An 18663-nucleotide genomic window follows, 5' to 3' on the forward strand; every position below is an offset into this window, starting at 1 on the left:
AGCGGGATGAAAGCGGGAGGCAGCAACGGTCAGCTCAGAAGTCGCATTAGAGATGATCCGAGGCGCGACGCAGGAAGAAGCTGAAGCGCGCATTGCAGAACGTAGACGGATCAATGAAGAAGCAGAAAAGATTGCTGGGAAGCCGATCCACGCGTGGCCGCCGTTCGCAGTGAAATGGGACACGCACCCATCGTTTTATCATTTTTCACAGGACGGCGTTGATTATGAAGCTCTCGACGTTTCAAACGTTACCCTGATGTGGGTGACGCTTTCCGAGCTTGATGCGGTTCTGCAAGCTTGGAATTTGCGCACGGCGGAGGAGGTCTGGTCGATAGGCGACAAGCGTAAGGCTGCAAAAGTGATAGTCCACTGCTTCGAAGGACGAAAGCTTTCACCTGTCTGGGTCTGTCCGACGGCACCCGGTAAGCTTGGTCTCGTTGGTGGAAACCACCGCTTAGCTGTGGCTCGCGCCAAGGGTGAAACGGAGGTTCCGATTATCTTTCATGACAAGCACGAACCGGCCGTCGTTAGTCTCTTTCCCGCGCGAGCATCAGTTTCCCGCGCGAGCATCATTGCGGGGCAGCTAGGCGGGTAGAACGGCCGGACCATCAAGCACAGGAGCCCCTATCTCACTGAGGCAGGCCTTGCAGTCTTCCCGGCTTTTCGAGATCGTAGAGAACTCAAAGAAGGCTCGGCAGAACGAGGGACCACATCGACTCAGAAAGGTTGAGAACTTTGACGGAAACTAAGCCGCCCGTTGGGGCGCGGCCAGGGTCGGCCCGCAGGGCCGAAGCGCCTGTCAACCCTTGGGCCGATACGATTCAATCAACAAGCTGCTTAGCGTGATTCCAGGAACGGGCAGAACCGGCCTCCCGATCGGCGACCACGCGCGGATGATGGACTGCGGCGCAGTGGGCAGCTTGACGATGAACGCACTCCTGAAAACCGTGTGATGCCGCCCGCCGAGAACGACGGTGTTGGCGTGGTGCGCCTTGACCACGTCGGGATGGTGACGTGCGAGATCGCACAGGGCGATGCGTCTATTTTGATTGTCGGTCGCCCATGCGCGTTCAGCGTAGGGTAGAACGGCGTTTCCGCATGTCCGCGCGAGAGCGGGGCGTGCCAGCGCGGGCTCTCCGAACTGAAAGACGGTAGCCAGAAAATCCCGCCCGTCGATGGCGACCGCATCTTGGTCCGCCTCGAACTCGACGATAATCGGGGTATCGTTCTCGCTGGTGCGGTTGTGCTGCCACGCATAATAGGCCGCGCCCATTTCTTCGCTGCATGCGCACACCGCGGGATCACCGGCCTGATTGTGCGGCCTTGTGTCCTGCGTGGAGAGGTCGGGCTTGGCGAATAGCGCGTCCAGCGGTCCCGGGTGCCGGTACTCGATGCTCCACTGGTTGCCTTGGCTTAAACCTCGATTTCTGATGGTCGAAAGAACCTGATCGACATTAGCGGCGGGGACGGTCAATCCTCTGAAAAAGCGCATTGTTAAAGTTTCCGGCATTTTGTCGGCCAGAGCGCCCGCGCCCCGATGTCGTCAATGGCGCCGAAGGGCGTCGTCATCGCAGCGCCACGGGTTCTGTCTCGCCGAGAGCACTTTGATCGGCTTGGCCATCGCCGGCGGACCATGAGCCGTCGGAAAAATGAGATCTGACTGGCTCGAGAACGGGCGGCAGGCGCTTGGCGCAGGTCAAACCGAGATAGGTCGCTGCCCGGGTAATACCGACGTAGACGAAGCGGTAGAACATATCGGGATTTCGGGCGGCCATGTCATCGACGCCCACGAAGAATACCGCTTCGAACTCCATCCCCTTCACGTGCCGGATATCGAAGACGCGGACCTCCCGTTCGTCGCCGACGACGAGGCCATCCTTGTAACCCATAACCGCGATGTTATGCTGCTTGAGGAGTTCCCGAACCGCACCGGCCAAGGGCTCGACCAACGCGCCATCGTCGACGAAAACGGCGATCGAGGGCAGGGATCCCACCCCGGCTTCGACCTCGACGATCCGGTCAGCGAGCCATCGCGCCAGACCTTCTCCCTGTAAGCCTTCCGCGAGCAGCGGCCGCACGTCGGCTTCGTCATCTCCTTTCGAGGGCTTCGTCGGCTCAATGGGAGACGCGTCGATCTGGGCCGCGAAGTCGTCCGACAGCTCGCGCAATCGACGGCTTTGCCGATAGCCCACGTCTATCTTGCGGACGTCGATGCGTATGTCTGTCCAGCGGTCCAACCACTCGAGTTCGGATAGCGCCGAAACGCCGTGTACGGTGATGCGTTGGCGGAGGTCTCCGCAAGCGAACCATGACCGCAGGCGCGGATCCGCCAACTCGATGGTGCACGCGAGCTGTACCGCCGAAAGGTCGGTGGCCTCATCCACGAAAACCTGTGTCAGATACCGGCTCTCGATGCGGGCCAGCCACTCGTTCCGGCCTATGGCATCGTTCCTGCTGCCGCGTGCGTGTCGGATGATGCGCCGCGCGTTGCGAAGCATGACGAATAATAGAATGTCGGTTTCGTGCCCCGAGATCTGATTGCGCGCGATGAAGCCGGACGTTTCCGCGCCGGGCTTGAAGTGCGGGCTGCCTTCCCGACTAGCCTGTCGACGGTACCGGGAATAAATCGTGGGTACACCAAGCACGGCCGATCGAGGGGCCTGAATCAGCGACCGTATTCTCGAACGCAGGATGATATCGGCACCCAAGCGCCTCAGCCGAGCCGGTTCCGGCATCCGGGTGCCGATCAGTTCCACGACCCGTGCGGATCTTCCGCCGAGGCGTCTATCCAATACGATCGCGCGGGCGCGGTCCCGCATGGCTCTCATCAGCAATTCGAGTGCCTCGGCCCGAGGATCGGAGCTCGCGCCCGACAGGACATCGTCTTCTGCGTCATCCTCCCCGCCGTCGTCTTCTTCGCCTTTCAATTGGGAGAGCTTGTCGATGGTCTCCCGGAATACCTCGGGATTGCGCTTCAAAACCGAATTCAGAATGTCGCTGGTCTCGGTGGTGACCCGATCGTCAATCCGCTTGACCTCGCCGCGCAGATCGTCGGCACCATCGACTAGTCGCAATAAATCGTCGAAGGTGAGCTTGCCCGCCGTTCCGAACGAAGACCGAAGCGCGAGCGCCTGGCGCTGGATGGTGCTGTCGTCGACCGAGAGCAATCCCGCGAGCGCTTCCTCGCAGCGCGCCAGCAACACGCTTTCCACGTGTCGCGAGAACTCGTCGTGCAATCGAACGATCCCGAGGCTCGTCTCGTCGGCGACGACCGATCGATCGGTCTCCAACTGGAATCTGCCGGAGCTTCCCGATCGCAGTATGTTCAAGACGTCTCGCGCGAGATACGGACGCTCCTTTTCCCACGTGCGGACGTTACGATCGTCCGGAACGCCCTCACGGTTGAAGGCGCGTCCGAGATATGCCTTCAGCAGTTCGGACGGACAGAACATGGCCCAGGCGTTCGCGCCCATGAACCTGTCACGGGAATATTCCGAGACCAATAGGCGCTCTTCCTCCGACAACGCTTCGGACGTGCGCTTTTGAGCCAAGCGCTTTATGAGCGTCGTCGTCTTTCCCGATCCCGGCGGTCCGAACAGCAAGACCTGCCGATTTAGCGGGAGCCGGAAGACTTCGCCTTGAAACCTGTTGAGGATGGGCTGATCGCGCAGCGCGATGCGTTCGACGACTTTGCGCCTGGCGCGGCTCCGCTCCGCGTGGATTTCGCCGATCTGCTTCATCAGGCCGCCGACGATGTCGTCGTCGACACCCGCGCCCTCCAACTGCGCTTTGATTGATTCCAGCGCCTCTCGCAAGGAATCCGCACGCACGATTTCGGAGACGGTCCCCCATCCCGCGATCTCGAAGCTCGCGATCAACGCGTCCCAGATCGCTTCCTGCAATTTCGGAGATAGGACCGTCTTCTTGAGGATGCGGCCCTTGCGCTCGCGTCCATTGACCGTGATATCTGCAATTTCTCCGGCATCGAACTCGGCGATGGCGCCGAGATCGGACAGTGACGTGATGAAATTGGCTTTTGGTATCTTGGTGAGGAAGCCGCACGTGGAGCCGCGAGCCAAGTAGTAGGTTTCCCTCCTGCCGCCGGATCCTTCGTTCCAGTCGATTTCCACGCGAGCGACGAACGGATCCGAACTCAGTCGTCTGAGCGCCTCCTTGGCTTCCGAGACGGTAGCCCCGATGAATCGCTCGGGCTTGGCATCGCCGACCATCATGTTGGATTGCCTCAGGAGCGTTTCCGGCGAAGGGCCGATGCGTCCGTAAGCAAGCGCGTCATGCGCGGCATCCGATATCGTGTGTAACGCCGCGAGGATTTCCTCGCCAAGGTCAGCCAGTACCTTCAGTCGGCTCTCATCCAGATCCAATTCGCAAGCCCCCTCAAACGCCCGCTTCTATGAAGACCCTTTCGCCCCGAAGTTGCAAGAGAGGAAAATGCCCTTCGCACATCGATGTTCGAGGGTCTCCAACCGGGGGGTGGCCGCGCGCAATCTCGACTTTTGCAGCATCTTGACCGGACGATTTCGCCACTCTTCGGTTCGGTTCTAGATCTTCGCCATCATTCGCATGATTGTCGCGGGCGTCTGCGGCCGGGCCGGCTTGGTGAGCTCCGCCGGGTTCGCTGCGTCGCCGCGCTCCGTCCCGCCGTGCAGTTTCTCCGACGGTTCTCGCGCTGGGGTCCGGGCCTCCATATTAATGTACGCGATCTACCATCGCTCCGGTGTGCCTCCGGAACACGGTCAGGCGGCAGTCGCGCTATGCCCGGCGATCTTCTGAAATTCGGACAGTAGCTCCGGGTAGTGCTGGGTCATAAAGCGCGTCACGCGCGCATTCTCGATCAACTTCGTCAGGTAGCCTGTGACGATCACCAGATCGAGATGGTCGGCACCGTATGACTGCTCGATAAGACGGAATTCGCGATCGAGTTGGGCAGATTCCTGCTCCATCAAAGCGAGTTGATCATCACTCAGGCCTTCCAGCCGCTTGGGTTGAGCCCAATCGACGAGCTGCGCGCGGGGGGTCGCCCCAAGGAGCGATCTGGCGTAGCTGATCGAGTACTTATTCATGGCTACCATCAATTGCGCCGCCTCGACCTGCCGGACCGGCAACATCTTCTTAAGCTCGCCGAAAGCGAGGATCGCTACGTGCTTATCCTTGAGGAGTTCTGCCGCTTCGGGGCAGATTCCGTCCAGAAGACGACGCTTACGTCGGATATTGCCGACGTCGACGTTGAGCGCCTTGGCTATTCGATCCTCCGGCACGCCTTGCTCCACCGCTTTCAGGATCATGTTGTGCTCTTGAATGATCGCGAGTCTGCTAACCCGCTTATTGTAGGTGAAGGCCTCATCGTCGGTCGCGACCAGACAAACTACCTCCGTTTCGCCGAGACCCTTGAGGATGTCGATGCGCAAGTGTCCATCAAGCAGCAGGTATTTCCCGCGCTCTGCCCGATCCCGCGCGACAACGGGAGGCTCTATGATGCCCACCTCGCGGATCGATGCCGCAATCTGGGCATATTTCGGGGTCTTCGCGACCGCTCTCGCGACGAGTCGAAGCGGTTGGATGCTGGCGATAGAGATTCGGAGCTTACGCTCCTCAAATCCCATCTTGATGCGACTACGCTCTTTACTGGCCATGGTCAGGCGGCCTCTCCCCGCTGAATGCGATCAGCAAGATTCCTCGGTAACGTTTCGAGCTTCTCCGCGCGCAAGAGCGTCACGAAGTTCTCGTCGTCGAGCAAATTCCTGAACGCCTCCGTCATGAAAATCAGTCGGCTTCGCGTTGAATCGGCTTTCCGGACCAGGAGGCGCTTGCGGTCGGTACTCTCCTTATACGCTCTCACCAGCGCGCCAGACGAAAGCGTCTTTGTGCGCTTGGGCATTGCGACGCGCAACCCCTTGCCCCGCCGTCGTCGATTTTCGACTAGTCTCTTGGCAATAAGGAGCTTCCGGCCGCGCAGAAGCTTCTGTTCATAAGCTTGCTGCAGAGCATCTTGCACCATGCTGTCATCGGCATCGGCAATCGCGACAGCAACGCTTACAGGCATGTTGCCAGATTCAACAGCCCTGAGCAGACGTTGCTCTCCCTTCTCGAGAAGACTGGTGACGCCCCGAACATATTCCAACGAGAGGCCAGTTTTCCGCGCGATATCCGCCTCGACGTGACCACGCTGCTTCATCCCTTCGATGTCATGGAGAAGGTCGATCGCCCCGTGATGCCGACGAGCACAATTCTCAACGAGGCTCTTTACCATCCGGTCTTCCGGTTCAGCATCAATGACAAAGGCAGGAATTTCCGTCTGTCCCAAAGCCTGATAGGCTTCCATCCGCCCCTGACCACAGACGAGATCGTAGCGCGGGCCGTCGGAACCATCACGCAGCGTAACAGTGATAGGTTTTTTTAATCCGAGCTCTGAAATGCTGTCGGCAAGCTCTCGGAAGCTTCGCTTGTTCCGCACACGCGGATTCGCGATGGTAATGCGGTCGATCTGTATCAGCTCGACCGCCTGTTCAGGCTGCCCGGCCATGCGAAATCTCCATTATGTTGGTTCGAGCGGCCATGCCGAAGAGTTGATCTAAGGAATCGAACCGATAGGCATCGAACGAAATGCCATTGTGTTCGGAAAGCCGCAGACGGTGCGCGTCCATATCAATACTTGGCAGAATGTAGTAGTCGCGCACGGCTGCGTTCGTCGTGTCCATGCGGACAGCAATCGTTAGGTCGGGGCACAGCCCTCGGTCCAACCGGATTTGCCAGCGCAACGATCCATTCGGTGTTTGACGGCATCTGACGATAACGATCGAAGCTGAGAACTCCTCGTTGACGGTGATGAGATCCGAAACGGGGTCTTGCTTCACCCATCCACCGCCTGCCTCGATGCCGGCGATTGTCTCAATAATGACGCTAGGGTGCATCCTCCGCAGCGCCCGGTTGATTTCAATATAGTGGTAGTCGCGATCGGGCGTGAAGCCGACCATCTGGTAGGCTTGGATAAGGCTACCGAAGCGAGTCTGGTAGGTGCTGCTCGAGGGACAATCATCTGCCTCGTCGATGATGATGCCCGACAGGAAGCCGCACTTAACGAGCAATTCGCGCAAGATGGCCAGCATTTCCCCATCGGAAAGTCGATGAGATCGCGCCTTTATGGTTGCCTGTGCGGCCTCGAAGATCTGCCTTCCGATGATCGGTTCGAACACGCCATTAGCCCGAACCCAATCTTCTGGCCTGTTATGCACGCGCTCCTGTTTCAGCTTGAACGACTGCCGATTCCAGACATTATTTCCGACATACTTCTCATTGATCAGAACTTGGTGGACAGTGCCGCGTGTCCAAGGACGGCCGAAATCCGTCACGATCCCACGCTCATTCAAAATCTCTGCAATCCGACGCTCGGGGAGGCTTTCCTCGACGAATGCACGATAAATGCTGCGAACGACATCCACCTCCTCGCGCGGACCGGCGACAAGGACGACGCGATCGGTCTGGATGCTCTTCTGCTCGCCGCGCGCGAGTTCGCCCTTGCGAGCGCCGGTATGATCGATCAATTGGCGCCTGAGCCCGAACCCGGCTGCGCCGCCTTGCCGGAACCCCAGTTCGATCAACCGACGTTGCCCCGCGAAAACCTTGACTGATAATTCTCTGCTGTACTCTCCGGCCATCATCCGCTTAACGCTTTTGATGATGTTAGAAACCGGGCTGCCGTCGTTCTCAAACTGCTCGGCGCAATAGTGGACGTTTACACCGGCGAGCTTGCAGCGAAGTTCGTGATAGGCGCTCTCGTCTGGGTCCTGGAACCGACCCCACCGACTCACGTCGTATATGAGGATCGCCGAGAAATCCGCACGGCCGCTCTCGACATCCTCAACGAGCCGATTCAACTCCATCCGTCCTTCGATCTGGAGGCCGCTTTTGCCTTCGTCCGCGTAAGTGCGGACAACCTCGAATCCGCGCTCTTGGGCATACCGACGGATGGCGTTGGCTTGGTTTTCGGTTGAATATTGCTGGTGGTCGGTCGACATCCGGACGTATTCGGCAGCACGTATCGGCCTCGGCGGCAGCGCGTCGGCATCGTTCTCGCGATGTTGGTTCCAATCTGCCACAATGCGTCATCCTCGGCGGCCTGGCGCCGGGCAGACGCGTGGCGATACCGTGATCGGGGTAATGGCGCAATTGAGTCCTACCATCACCGCATCGATCTCAGTGTAGATGCGGAGCACCGGAAACATGTTGCCGAAAAAGGGCAAGAAGTTACACCGCGGGGCGCTTGGCTCCGGGTCTGATTTAGATTTCATCAGGCTGATAGCCGGCGCCCTGCGGGCGGAACTTAACTCGACGCATCAGGCGGTTAAAACCGCGATGCGTTGGACAGGGGCGAGCGAGCGGACGGTGAAGCACTGGTTCGCAGGAACGCATGGGCCCAGTGGTGAACACCTCGTCGCGCTGGCACGTCATTCCGATGAGGTGCTCAAGGTGTTTCTAGTCGCGGCGGATCGCAACTCGATGGCGGTCGCGGCGAAGGTGGCGGAATTGCGCAGGATGCTGTTGGAAACGATAGAATACATCGAACGACAGTCGTGAGGACGATCCGATCGTCACAAATCCCTCCCCTCGGTGGCTTGGGTGAGGCAACATCCCAACGGCCTCAGGACCGAAACTGTTGTTAATGCCGAACAATGAAATTCCCCGCTTGATCGACTTCAGTCAGGTCGACCCCAAACTTGAAGTCACAAACTGCGCGAAACGTCTCCAATGTCGCGTGCTTTGCTATTTCCTCGACGACTTCCAACGGCAGGGCAAGTTGCGCCGCGCTATGCCCGACGAATGCGATTAATACCCGGTACTTCGTTGGATACATCTTCCAGCCGCATGCCGCCGCGCATTCCTCCGCTTTGTCCATGATGTGGCGTATGTCAGACGCTGCAAACGATTCCGTCGGCTTGTAGAGATAGGTGACGAGCAGAAAGTCATCTCCAAGGCGAGCCAGTTCATCGAAAAACAGGAAGTCGTGGGGCGTCGCGAGCACGGGCGCAATGGATATGCCGGGATATTTCTCGTAAAGAAGGCGGTAAAGGGCGAGCGGAATGAAATCTTCGGCCAAAGGCTTCCGGACCACTCCGCGAAGTTCGTATTCACAATCGGCTGATAGCGTTTGCGATTTCGGAACGACGACCGACCAGCCCTTTGTATGCCGCTCAATCACACCCGGCGAGATCTCTACCCAATAGCAAACCCGCGTGTCCGGATTGCAAATGATCAAAACAACCGGGAGCGAGTATTCGACCCAATAATTCAGGTGCTCCATCGAGCCGCGGTAGACAAATCCGTCGAGCCGCTCTTCGCTGAAAAACGAGTGCCCACACTTGATCTGCACCGCGAAGATGCGACCCCTGGCCTTGCGGTCGTCCCCGATCACCTCCACAAGCCCGTCGATGCCGAGGTCATCTTTTCCAATTTCGCGAAACAGCCACCGGAAGGTTTCGTGGATACAGGTTTCCACCATGCGGCGGCCTTTGTTGCCTAGCTCGCTTGTCTCTACGTATTCCGGAAAAGCCTGCTTGCTCATTGAACTCTCTGACGCTGGATGAAATTTTACGGGCGGACCAGTATCGCGGGCGCCACCTGGGCGAAATGGCGCCCGGTGTCTGATCCGATCAGTGACGTTGGGGCACATGAGCCGTGCCTGCTCGCCTGTCGCAGCATGGAACTGTTGGCTTATTTAAGTTATTTTGACAATAAAATAGCTTTTCGTAGCGTAGCGCGTCCAGCGGTCCCGGGTGCCGGTACTCGATGCTCCACTGGCTGCCTTGGCTTAAACCTCGATTTCTGATGGTCGAAAGAACCTGATCGACATTAGCGGCGGGGACGGTCAATCCTCTGAAAAAACGCATTGTTAAAGTTTCCGGCATTTTGTCGGCCAGAGCGCCCGCGCCCCGATGTCGTCAATGGCGCCGAGGGGCGTCGTCATCGCAGCGCCGCGGGTTCTGTCTCGCCGGGACAGACATTTCGAGTCTTGCAGCATCGAACACCTCACAGTTCGAGTCTCGAAACGTCGATGTGACACATTCGAACACTGAACAATTCGAGTCTCGAAACATCGATCCGGCTGGCATCGAGACCCGTCACGCCAAGTGAAGGGCACGGTTAGCTTCAGCGCGTTGACCAAGAAGCAGGCTCGCCGATGCGCATTTTAGATTGCTGAGCGCTCGCACGCCAGGCACAGACCTCAGGCGAAGTCGCGAGAAAGTCATCGAGTCGAAAATGTCTCGGGTCGGCTTGAAAAATCCAGGTATTCATAACGCCTCCGAGGACTTGAACCGGTCGAAATGCTGCAGGCGGACGGCGCCGCTCATGGCGATCGCCTTGATCGCGAGGTGCTGCTTCAAACCCGACGTGGTCGAGGCATCGCCGGCCATCCAGGCTGGGTGGTTTCCGTTCAATCCGGAAGGGTGGCTGATGTGCACCCAGACTACGTGGCCGGTTCGGTAGCTGACGTCGTTGATCTCGGAGAAGCGTGGGCCGTGGAGCGAACGGACAACCTCGCGGCAGCCATCGATGTAGCTATCTGTGGTGCCGAGCATGAGCACCAGCCGGACCGAAGATGGCAAGTCGCCGACGAAGGTCTTGGCGCAGGTCTTCAGGTTTGCGGAGATTTCCTCCGTGAGGGCCTTCGGCATCACCTCGCCGGTGCAGGCCAGCACGCCCTTCTTGTTGACGCGGGACAGGCTGCAGCGAACCAGTGAGCCGAAACCGATCTCGGTTTCCGTGGCAACCATCCTCTGGTCGATGATTTCCGATTTACCGATGACGCCGAGCATTCGCATCTCTTCGGTGAGACGGGTCCGCATGTCCTTGAAGGGGATGTCCTCGAAACGTCCGGTTCGGAAGGCGTTGGCCTGGGTGAAACCTTTCGAGAAGCCCAGGATCAGGATGGTCGGGTTTGCCGACCCCCACGCGGCGGGATCGTTGACCATCTGCCATTTACCGATTGTCTGGGTGTTGCCGTCGCTGCTGAAGCACCGGCGGCACGCGAGGCGTCCGTGCTGGAGCAGGTTTGCGGTCGGGGTCGGGGCGAGCGTGATGTCCATTATGGTTGGTTCTCCGAAGGCGTGGAAGGATGTCGAGATTCAGCGATGGAAGTGCGCGCTCTTGTGAGCCGCGGTGACCAAGTTGCCGTTGTCGCCGACGACGGCGTAGACGTTGAGCCAGCGTTCGACTACCTTCAGGCCGCGGTGCCCGCCGAGATGCCGGCGCAGGCGCTTGACCGCCGACTTGTCGAACATCAGCCGCTCGGCGCCGCCGCAGCGGAACGGCGAGCCGAACTGCATCAGCAGGTCGACGACCATCGGCGGGATGGCCCGCTGTTGCAGCCTGGTTTGCGCGTGCGTCGTGAATGCGAGGTCGTTCATGACCGGCCTCCCTCGGCCCGCTCCGAAACCTCGAGCGCCTTGCCGACAAACATAGGCACGTCGAGTTCGAGCACTCGTGCCAGGTGGCGGGCGCGCTCCAGATCGAAGACGAAGTTGCCATCGAACCAGGCTTTGATCTCGTCGGCGGTCCAGCCGATCTTCTCGGCGAGCTTTTCGGGCGCCTGGAAATCGGTGACCTGATGTATCAGGCGTCCGAGCACTTCCGGGGTTTCGGCGTCCTGTATGGCGCGGGCGAGAAAGCGGTCTTCGACGACGCGATCCGGCCACGCGATGAACCCGCGGCGTCCCAACAGCCAGGGCTTGGCTTCATTGAAACCAACAGCGACCGGCTTCGATCCTGGGATCGCCTGCAGGCTCTTGTCCGAGATCGCCATGCGCACGGCACCCTCAGTCATGTTAGCGAGCAAAGCCAATTCGCGGGTGGTGAACCGTTGGCTTCCTTCGGCAATCCACTCCAGTTTCCAACGAGCACAGGCAGCGTCTGCCACCATCCGGCAAAAGCCGTCAGGCGTCATGAACCGATGCATTTCGCCGGCTGAAGAAACGCCGCCTATGCGAGGGGTGCCCTCCATGAACGCCAACAGATCCTGAACTTCGTGTTCTTGGAAGGTGTTGAGGCGGCTCCGATTGAATGCGAAGTCGTAGCCGCGTTCGAACGAGCCCGTGATGTACGAGAACAGTGAGAGATCAACCTTCGAAGGCGACTGATGCACATATTCGCCCTCGTCGCCCACCGGGAAGCCGATGAACGCCTCCGCCTTTGCGTCTCCGGAGCTGATCAGCACGTGATCCGCCTCGAAAAGGAAGATCACCTTGAGCTCGGTGAGCATTTCGTCCTTCGTAAATCGCCCCATTTCAGTTCTCCATGCGTTTATGCAGTAAAGTTCGCATGTTGTCTTCTCTCGCGGATCCGCGCTCGGCGCAAGGACTAATATGCGGTTTTATAAATAAATCTGCATTTTATCTTCTTCATCGGAACATATAGCGAACGATCAGCTCGCCCGTCCTTCTGCCCTCTGAAACCTCCCCGAGTGCTCAGGAGGTCAGGAGCGATGGCGACAGCGCAAAGCCACGCCATCGATCGCTGCGAGCAGGGGTCGAGTATGCGATTACGACCTGCGGCGATGACGTTCGCGGCGCCCTGAAGGCGCTCATCCTTGCCAATGATTCTCTCGAAGAGAATTGCAGCCGGTCTATGCCGCGCTTCTAACGGTTATGTGCAAGCTCATCCCGAGGGCGCTCGTCGACATTCCGTAGGAGGAGCTCGACATGTCTGAAATCACCAACCACGTCGCCCGTCCCATGTGACCAGCAACGTCGGCGCCGTCGCGCTCAGCGGGACCAGTTTCATGCCGCCGTCGAGCAGCATGAAGGCGATGACGAGCCCGCTCATCACATAGCCGGCTGTCCGCGCGAGAGCGGGGCGTGCCAGCGCGGGCTCGGTTCAAGACACAACCGATCTCGGAGTGAGCTTTGACTGCGCCGCGACGCTCGATTCAAATATTGGTCCGGAGATTTCCGCGCCGTCCGCCTACCGTCGGCCGCGCCCTTCCGCCTACTGCTGTCCAGAATTGATACAGCGAGCTTCGCGGCCTGCGATCGCGGATCTTGTCCGAGAATGTCGCTTTGGTTGTCCACAATTAAAAGCCTGATCGTTGAATGGGCCTCACGTCGAACCTTGGGTGGTCTGAGACCGAGATCGGCTGTTGATGAAGAATCTGTCGAGGGAGTGTCGTCGCACGCTTCTAGCGGCGCTTTCCGCCGACGAGAAGGCCATCACGCTTCAGTGCGGAAATTGCGGCACTCGCTAAACGTGGCGGCCTTGCCGTCACATGAGAAAGAGGTCGACAGGCCGCGCCCCGTCACGTCATGACCAGACATCGAAAGTCTTAGAAAGGAGTCTTCCCGTGCCGGTTCGCGATCATATTCCCAGGCCGACCAATAGTGAAGAGACCGCATCTTACGAGCGGTTTGCCGAAAGCCACAACATCCGGGCTCTGCCCTATCTCACCGTGACCAATTTCGAGAGGGCTACGATGATCGCAGATCTGCTCGCGCCGAGGATTCTGGGCAACGTCGTCATCGAGATCGGCGGCGGAATCGGCATGCTGTCGGTTGCCATGGACGCGATCGCGCGGCGCATCTACTGCATCGAGGCCAATCCGCTCTGGTCGATGACGTTCGCGCAGTTCTCGCTCCAAAAGAAGCCGAAAAATGTGAGCTTTCTTTGCGGAGCGGCCGATGAATTCCTCGGCTGCATCAAGGGGGACATCGCCGTTATCTGCACGAACTCGGACGTGAGGGGCATGAAGCTCATCGGCGCGCAGTTCGCGAACACCGTGGTCGACGTGTACGGCGAGATGATCGAGGCGAATTCGGAAGCCTTCGATCCCTGGGCCCGTACCGTGCGTCCGTTCGCCTAGGTTGCGAGGCAGAACATCTGATCGACGCCCGGCGCCGAAAATGGCCACCGGGCTCGAGGCGTCAGAGGCGCCGTAGTCGCGGCGCGGAGGAGGATCACCATGACCACTAAGACCGATACCCACGCCCGACGCTGCTTATCGAAGGTCGGCGGCGAGGAGGGCGTCGACGCCGAAGGCCGCGAGTACGTCACCGCCGGCATCCACGCGCCCTCGATCTTCGCCTGGGCTGTCGCCCACGGCTGGCACAAGCCCGACACCGACCGCATCGCCAACGTAATCGCATCGTGCTGGGGACTGCCTCACGAGGTCGCGGTCGAGATCGTGACCAAGAAGCGCCCCTACGAAGTCGATCCGGCGGACCAGGCCGTCATCGTTCGCTATTGACGGGTCTAAATCGACCTCGCGCCCGGCGCCGGCAACGGCTACCGGGCTTGAGGCGTCAGAAGGCGCCGCCATCGCGGCGCCGAATGCAGGAGGAATTAGGTGACCGCACTTGAGGAGCTTGTCTTCCGCGAGCTTGATGAAGATCCCGGCGTGCACGGGCGGGAACCGTGGGCCGATGTCGCCCTCGAGATCGCGAGCGATCTGTCGTGGCACTCTGCGGCGCTCGCGGGTCAAGATCCGGCGGCATTGATGCCGTACGTGATGGAATGGTTGAAAAAAGCGCGGTCCCGCAGCGAGGCCGTCAGGTCGTTGGCCCGCAGCGTGTACGACCGCTATGTCGAGGAATCTGCCGACCCGCGTTCGCTGGAGGAGTTCGCGGACTACATTTCCGACTGCCAGGGGTTCATCATCGCCCTCGACGAACTGTCGGACGACGAGTTCGACTTATTCCGGCACTTGGCCGCCGTTCACCTCGCGCGCCGGCTCTTCGATTCCGCGTCGAGACTGGCCGACATCTGCGATCTGCTTAACGAGATGTCCGACTTCACGGATTATGTCGTCGGAAACTTCATCCTCTTGACCGAAATCGATATCGAGTCGCGGAACGTGGGCGCAAAGCCGCCCAGCGATGCCGATGTCTGGTTGTGGGACTCGGAGAATATGATCGTCAAATCGGAAGACCACCGCTTCGAGGTCGTCGAGCGCGAACTGGCGGCCTGACCAACCACCGCCATCGACCTCACGCCCGGCGCCCAAAGGCTACCGGGCTTGAGGCGTCAGAGGGCGCCGCCGGTGCGGTGCCGAAGGGAGGCAACAGTTGATGCAATCGTTCTAAGGCCCGGCGACATGGTAACGGCCGCCGGTTTCCTGTTCGCGCATAAGGTCAGTTCGATCGAGAGCTTCGTCGCGAAGTTCGGGTGGGACCTCAATGAGCACCTCGGGCGCGCCGTCGAGCGCGGAGAGAGCTTGGCTTGGGTCAACGGGCACATCGTGACGTTGGTGGGCGACAAGGCCGCGGCTCTGCGAAATGCCGAAAAGGCCCGGCGCAATCGAGAGGCCGCGACCGTGCTCAAGAACGGCGACCTCGTCGAGATCGAGGGGCGCCGCTACACCGTCAGGATCGTCGAGACAGACATTTCGAGTCTCGAAGCATCAAACACCACAATTCGAGTCTCGAAACATCGATACGATATTCCGAGTCTCGAAGGGTTCGGGAAGTTGATGCTCCGGATTTCGAACCGTCGAACCGACCAACATTGCGACCCGACCTACGCATGACCGTTCTCAGGTCACGGGGCTCCATTGCCTGAACTCGTTGACCACGAAGCGGTCTCAGCGTACACAAGATGGTATCCGAAATTGGCTGCAGGTCTCTAAAATTTTCGCGATTTCAATGAGTTAACTACGGGAATGGGGTTTGCTCCCACTCTCTCCGCCAGCTCACCGTAGCCGCCTGTTCTCTTCGCGAGGATGTTGGCAATTTAGCCCAGTATTAGCAGCAATTTCTGATTTGAGTTCCGGACGTCTAATCGGCAGAGTCCGCACATTTTTCTCCGAATGGCTCAATTCTCTCCAGAGTTCTGGACCTCCGCGTTCGGTACGGTTCTCGAAATTCGAGTGTTTGGAGACGCTTAGGAATTCTGATGAAATGGGGTTCTGCAACTCCTCTCGGGCAGGCAAGAGCATCCGCTTGCGAAATCGCCATATCGAGGTTCAATTCCTTCCGCCCCCGCCACCCATTCGAGCATTCGCTGTGAAATGCGCCGGGCGGAAACAAGCCTCGTTCATAGAAATTGACATAGCTGCGAGGCGGACATTCCGTCGATTCTTAGGAACGGGGCGGTTTACGTGCGGACCCTTTTCATTGTGCTTGTTTCCGGGTCCCGCTTGCTCTCAGGCTATCAAGAATCAGTTTGGCTTGCTGCGAATCTGCTGTGTCAAAGCCTTCCGTGATTCGGATGTAAATTGGCTGCAACAGCTGCAGTGCTTCGTTTGTTCGGTCGTGACGTTGCCAAAGCGAGGCAAGATCACAGGCCGTGCGCAGCTCCCAGCAGCGTGCTTGTTGACGCCTGGCAATCTGCAGGCTCTCGACGTACAAAGTCTCGGCTTGATCGCCTGCGTGGTCGGTTGCCAACAGCAGGCCCGCCTTGATACGCAATATCTCGGCAAGGCACCAATGTTCGCCGGTCTCCTACGCTCCCAGCGCGGACTTGATGCGGCCTTGCTTGGCGTAAGCCTCGGCTTCCAGCGTCAGAAAGAGGGGCAACCACAGGCGGGCTCCAGCCTCTTGCCATGCGGCTGCGCCCGCGTGAAGCAGCTTGATCCCGTGATCAAACTCGCCCTCACTGACGGCGGCCCATCCTTCGAGAATGCGGCCGCAGGCCAGCCAGTGCGACAAGCCATGCGCCAGCCTCGCGAGACGGTCGAGCATCCGTTCGGCACGATGAAGGCCCGCATGGGAGCGACACACTTCCTCACCAAAACGCTTCCAAAAGTAGCCGCCGAGATGGCTCTCTCGGTCCTGGCCTATAATCTGACACGGGTCATGAACATCGTCGGGACCAAGCCGCCGATGGCTGCGACCGCGGCCTGAGACCGAACGGGTCCCGGCTTCTCACCGCGCTCCCGGGGAAAGTTTTTTTACACGGCCAAGACCCGTTGCGGACATTCCGAGGAAAACCAAATCCCCCGTTTCCGGCATACGGCCTCACAGCAGCTTTGCCAGCACCGCGACCAGTTCTGCCTGCCGATGCACGCCGGTCTTGGCAAAAATGCTCTTGAGCTGGCTCCGCGCGGTTTCCTTTGCGATCCCCAATTGATCGGCGACTTTTTCCAGGGACTCGCCGAAAGCCAGTTGAGTCGCAAGCCGGGCTTCCGCCTCGGTCAGGCGAAATGCCGACCGCAGGGTCATTTCAGGCGTTCGAGGTCTGGTATCGGGATCGATCAGGATCACCATGGCCTGGCAATCGGCCAGCGCATTGGCAGTCGAATTCGAAAGTCTCGCCGGGTACGCAAGCAGCGGTCGGCGTGACACACGAGGCAACATGATCGGAGCGGAAAGCCCGCCTGCCGAACGCCACAACAGCCCCTGAATGGCACGGTTCAAGGCCGTCGTCGCCCGCGTGTCTTTTGCAACCAGCTTGCCCCTTACAATCTGGACATCATCGACCAGGAGGAGTTCAGCCGACCGATTGGCCTTGAAGACGTTGCCATGGCGGTTGACCAGAACCACCGCAGTGCCGCTCATCTCAAAAGCTTCCAAGGCACCGGCGGCGGCGGAAGCGCCCAGTGCGCGAGCAATTGCGGCGCCGGTCGAAAGCCGGCTTGATACTCGCGCCAACTCGTCCTTCTCCTCTGCCGAAAACGGTCCTTGATCGATCGTTCGCTGGATTGCCACAGCCCACAGATCATCGCCGCAAGCGACCTTGACGCCGGCGTACCAGCGCAGGCGATGTGGCGCGAGGAATTCCTGGTAGAATGGATGTTTGGCTATCGCATCTGCGCTATGGCCGTCGAAGTCATCCGCGACCCCGCGCTTCGTAATGATCGGAATGGCGCGCATTCGCTCATCCCGCAGATGCCATCCGTCCCGAAAATACTCGTCCATCGCTCCGGAAATCGTTTCGGTAAACGGGACGTTCCGAAGTACTCCGCCCGTGATGGGCATCATGAGCGCGCCGTGGCTCCCGGTGGCGAAAGCAACGGAATCGAGCGCCTTCACCCAGCGCATGGGGTCAAGCCCTGCCTCGACGAATTCCCGCTCGGCGGGCTCAAAATTCCAAGCGGGCAAGGGATATCCCGTACAATGAGCGTGAATCCGTAGCCTCCCAGAAATACCCTTGAGTCGACTGGTTGGCAATAAACCATCTCGAAATTGCGGCCCCCTCCTTAACCCAAACGGGTGAAGACTTCGCAATGGCCGCAGGTATCATCCGAGCCGAAATTTCATATATTTGAGGGTTGGAAAATGCCTTTCGTAAATTGGAATAAATATCGCTTTGTCTCGATTAGCCGTGCTTCTGCGGTTGCGCTTGCCGGTTTCATTGGCTTGGCAAGTTCAGCAGATGCAACCACTATCTTCACCGATATAGGCCCAGGCGTTCATGACGGAGGTGGCGTAAACGTAGTTGGCCCAAACCTAGGTTTTGGTGATCATGCCGGAATAGGCTCGCCGTTCACAGCGGCCGTATCCTCCCACATTCAAAATTTCTGCAACCAACGATTCAGGAGCAAATCTTCAGTTTTTTGAATGGATCAACCAAGGGGCTCTATTTACTCGTTCGAATGGTGCAATGCGATGCCCGTTAATAAGTTTCGGTGAGCGGAATTCCAACAGTTGTTTGTTTTGGCCTTGACGCGATTGGTTTGCTCATGAAGATTATCGAAAATTTCGAAATCACCATCCGTTATTAACT

17 protein-coding genes and 1 pseudogene are annotated in these 18663 nt (G+C 59.0%); 8 read left to right on the forward strand and 10 right to left on the reverse strand.

Annotation, left to right across the window (positions count from 1 at the left end; genetic code table 11):
• Positions 1–52 precede the first annotated feature (52 nt).
• The gene (locus V1289_RS23155; protein ID WP_334399084.1) at positions 53–595 is read left to right on the forward strand and encodes a ParB/Srx family N-terminal domain-containing protein; all 543 of its coding nucleotides are present in this window, start codon (positions 53–55) and stop codon (positions 593–595) included.
• 204 nt (positions 596–799) lie between these two features.
• Here V1289_RS23155 and V1289_RS23160 read toward each other — a convergent pair whose 3' ends face one another.
• Both V1289_RS23160 and V1289_RS23165 read right to left on the reverse strand, forming a co-directional pair.
• On the reverse strand, positions 800–1492 hold the full coding sequence (locus V1289_RS23160; RefSeq protein WP_334399086.1) for a hypothetical protein: 693 nt from the start codon (positions 1490–1492) through the stop codon (positions 800–802).
• Positions 1493–1565: 73 nt separating this feature from the next.
• Positions 1566–3473, reverse strand: coding sequence for an ATP-binding domain-containing protein (locus tag V1289_RS23165; protein ID WP_334399088.1), 1908 nt, complete (start codon positions 3471–3473; stop codon positions 1566–1568).
• A 165-nt stretch (positions 3474–3638) separates the two neighbouring features.
• On the opposite strand from V1289_RS23165, the gene V1289_RS23170 reads away from it, so the two are divergent.
• Positions 3639–3797, forward strand: coding sequence for a hypothetical protein (locus tag V1289_RS23170; RefSeq protein WP_334399090.1), 159 nt, complete (start codon positions 3639–3641; stop codon positions 3795–3797).
• A 957-nt stretch (positions 3798–4754) separates the two neighbouring features.
• On the opposite strand, the gene V1289_RS23175 is transcribed toward V1289_RS23170, so the two are convergent.
• Genes V1289_RS23175 through V1289_RS23185 form a run of 3 tightly spaced genes read right to left on the reverse strand, consistent with a single transcriptional unit; the run spans position 4755 to position 8114 of the window.
• A complete protein-coding gene (locus V1289_RS23175) occupies positions 4755–5651 on the reverse strand; it encodes a plasmid partitioning protein RepB C-terminal domain-containing protein (protein WP_334399092.1) in 897 nt (298 codons plus the stop codon).
• A 2-nt stretch (positions 5652–5653) separates the two neighbouring features.
• On the reverse strand, positions 5654–6541 hold the full coding sequence (locus V1289_RS23180; RefSeq protein ID WP_334399094.1) for a plasmid partitioning protein RepB C-terminal domain-containing protein: 888 nt from the start codon (positions 6539–6541) through the stop codon (positions 5654–5656).
• Positions 6525–8114 (reverse strand): recombinase family protein, encoded by a 1590-nt coding sequence (locus V1289_RS23185; RefSeq protein ID WP_334399096.1) that lies wholly within the window; start codon positions 8112–8114, stop codon positions 6525–6527. Before V1289_RS23185 ends, V1289_RS23180 begins: the two co-directional genes overlap by 17 nt.
• Before the next feature lie 124 nt (positions 8115–8238).
• On the opposite strand from V1289_RS23185, the gene V1289_RS23190 reads away from it, so the two are divergent.
• Positions 8239–8592: a hypothetical protein gene (locus tag V1289_RS23190; RefSeq protein WP_334399099.1), complete on the forward strand. Its 354-nt coding sequence runs from the start codon at positions 8239–8241 to the stop codon at positions 8590–8592.
• A gap of 82 nt (positions 8593–8674) precedes the next feature.
• Here the strand turns inward: V1289_RS23190 and V1289_RS23195 are convergent, their stop codons facing one another.
• The 4 genes from V1289_RS23195 to V1289_RS23210 form a co-directional block, all read right to left on the reverse strand.
• The gene (locus tag V1289_RS23195) at positions 8675–9577 is read right to left on the reverse strand and encodes a DUF4365 domain-containing protein (protein ID WP_334399101.1); all 903 of its coding nucleotides are present in this window, start codon (positions 9575–9577) and stop codon (positions 8675–8677) included.
• A 727-nt stretch (positions 9578–10304) separates the two neighbouring features.
• Complete coding sequence (locus V1289_RS23200) at positions 10305–11099, reverse strand: hypothetical protein (RefSeq protein ID WP_334399103.1); 795 nt, start codon at positions 11097–11099, stop codon at positions 10305–10307.
• A 39-nt stretch (positions 11100–11138) separates the two neighbouring features.
• Positions 11139–11420 carry a hypothetical protein gene (locus tag V1289_RS23205; RefSeq protein ID WP_334399105.1) on the reverse strand — a complete coding sequence of 94 codons (282 nt, stop codon included), beginning with the start codon at positions 11418–11420 and terminating at the stop codon, positions 11139–11141.
• Positions 11417–12271, reverse strand: a complete 855-nt coding sequence (locus tag V1289_RS23210) for a hypothetical protein (RefSeq protein ID WP_334399107.1) — start codon at positions 12269–12271, stop codon at positions 11417–11419. The genes V1289_RS23205 and V1289_RS23210 overlap by 4 nt, the downstream gene beginning before the upstream one ends.
• Before the next feature lie 1077 nt (positions 12272–13348).
• Here V1289_RS23210 and V1289_RS23215 point away from each other — a divergent pair.
• The 5 genes and pseudogenes from V1289_RS23215 to V1289_RS23235 form a co-directional block, all read left to right on the forward strand.
• Positions 13349–13864, forward strand: coding sequence for a hypothetical protein (locus tag V1289_RS23215; protein WP_334399109.1), 516 nt, complete (start codon positions 13349–13351; stop codon positions 13862–13864).
• Between the two features lie 99 nt (positions 13865–13963).
• Complete coding sequence (locus V1289_RS23220) at positions 13964–14248, forward strand: hypothetical protein (RefSeq protein ID WP_334399111.1); 285 nt, start codon at positions 13964–13966, stop codon at positions 14246–14248.
• A gap of 99 nt (positions 14249–14347) precedes the next feature.
• Positions 14348–14968 (forward strand): hypothetical protein, encoded by a 621-nt coding sequence (locus V1289_RS23225; protein WP_334399113.1) that lies wholly within the window; start codon positions 14348–14350, stop codon positions 14966–14968.
• Between the two features lie 126 nt (positions 14969–15094).
• Positions 15095–15526: a hypothetical protein gene (locus V1289_RS23230; protein WP_334399115.1), complete on the forward strand. Its 432-nt coding sequence runs from the start codon at positions 15095–15097 to the stop codon at positions 15524–15526.
• Positions 15527–16643: 1117 nt separating this feature from the next.
• A pseudogene (locus V1289_RS23235) lies at positions 16644–16841 on the forward strand (transposase); the annotation flags it as partial.
• Between the two features lie 114 nt (positions 16842–16955).
• On the opposite strand, the gene V1289_RS23240 reads toward V1289_RS23235, so the two are convergent.
• Positions 16956–18164 (reverse strand): helix-turn-helix transcriptional regulator, encoded by a 1209-nt coding sequence (locus tag V1289_RS23240; protein ID WP_334399117.1) that lies wholly within the window; start codon positions 18162–18164, stop codon positions 16956–16958.
• Between the last annotated feature and the right edge of the window lie 499 nt (positions 18165–18663).

It is taken from the genome of Bradyrhizobium sp. AZCC 2289, assembly GCF_036924615.1.
In the GTDB taxonomy this organism is placed as follows: Bacteria; Pseudomonadota; Alphaproteobacteria; order Rhizobiales; family Xanthobacteraceae; genus Bradyrhizobium.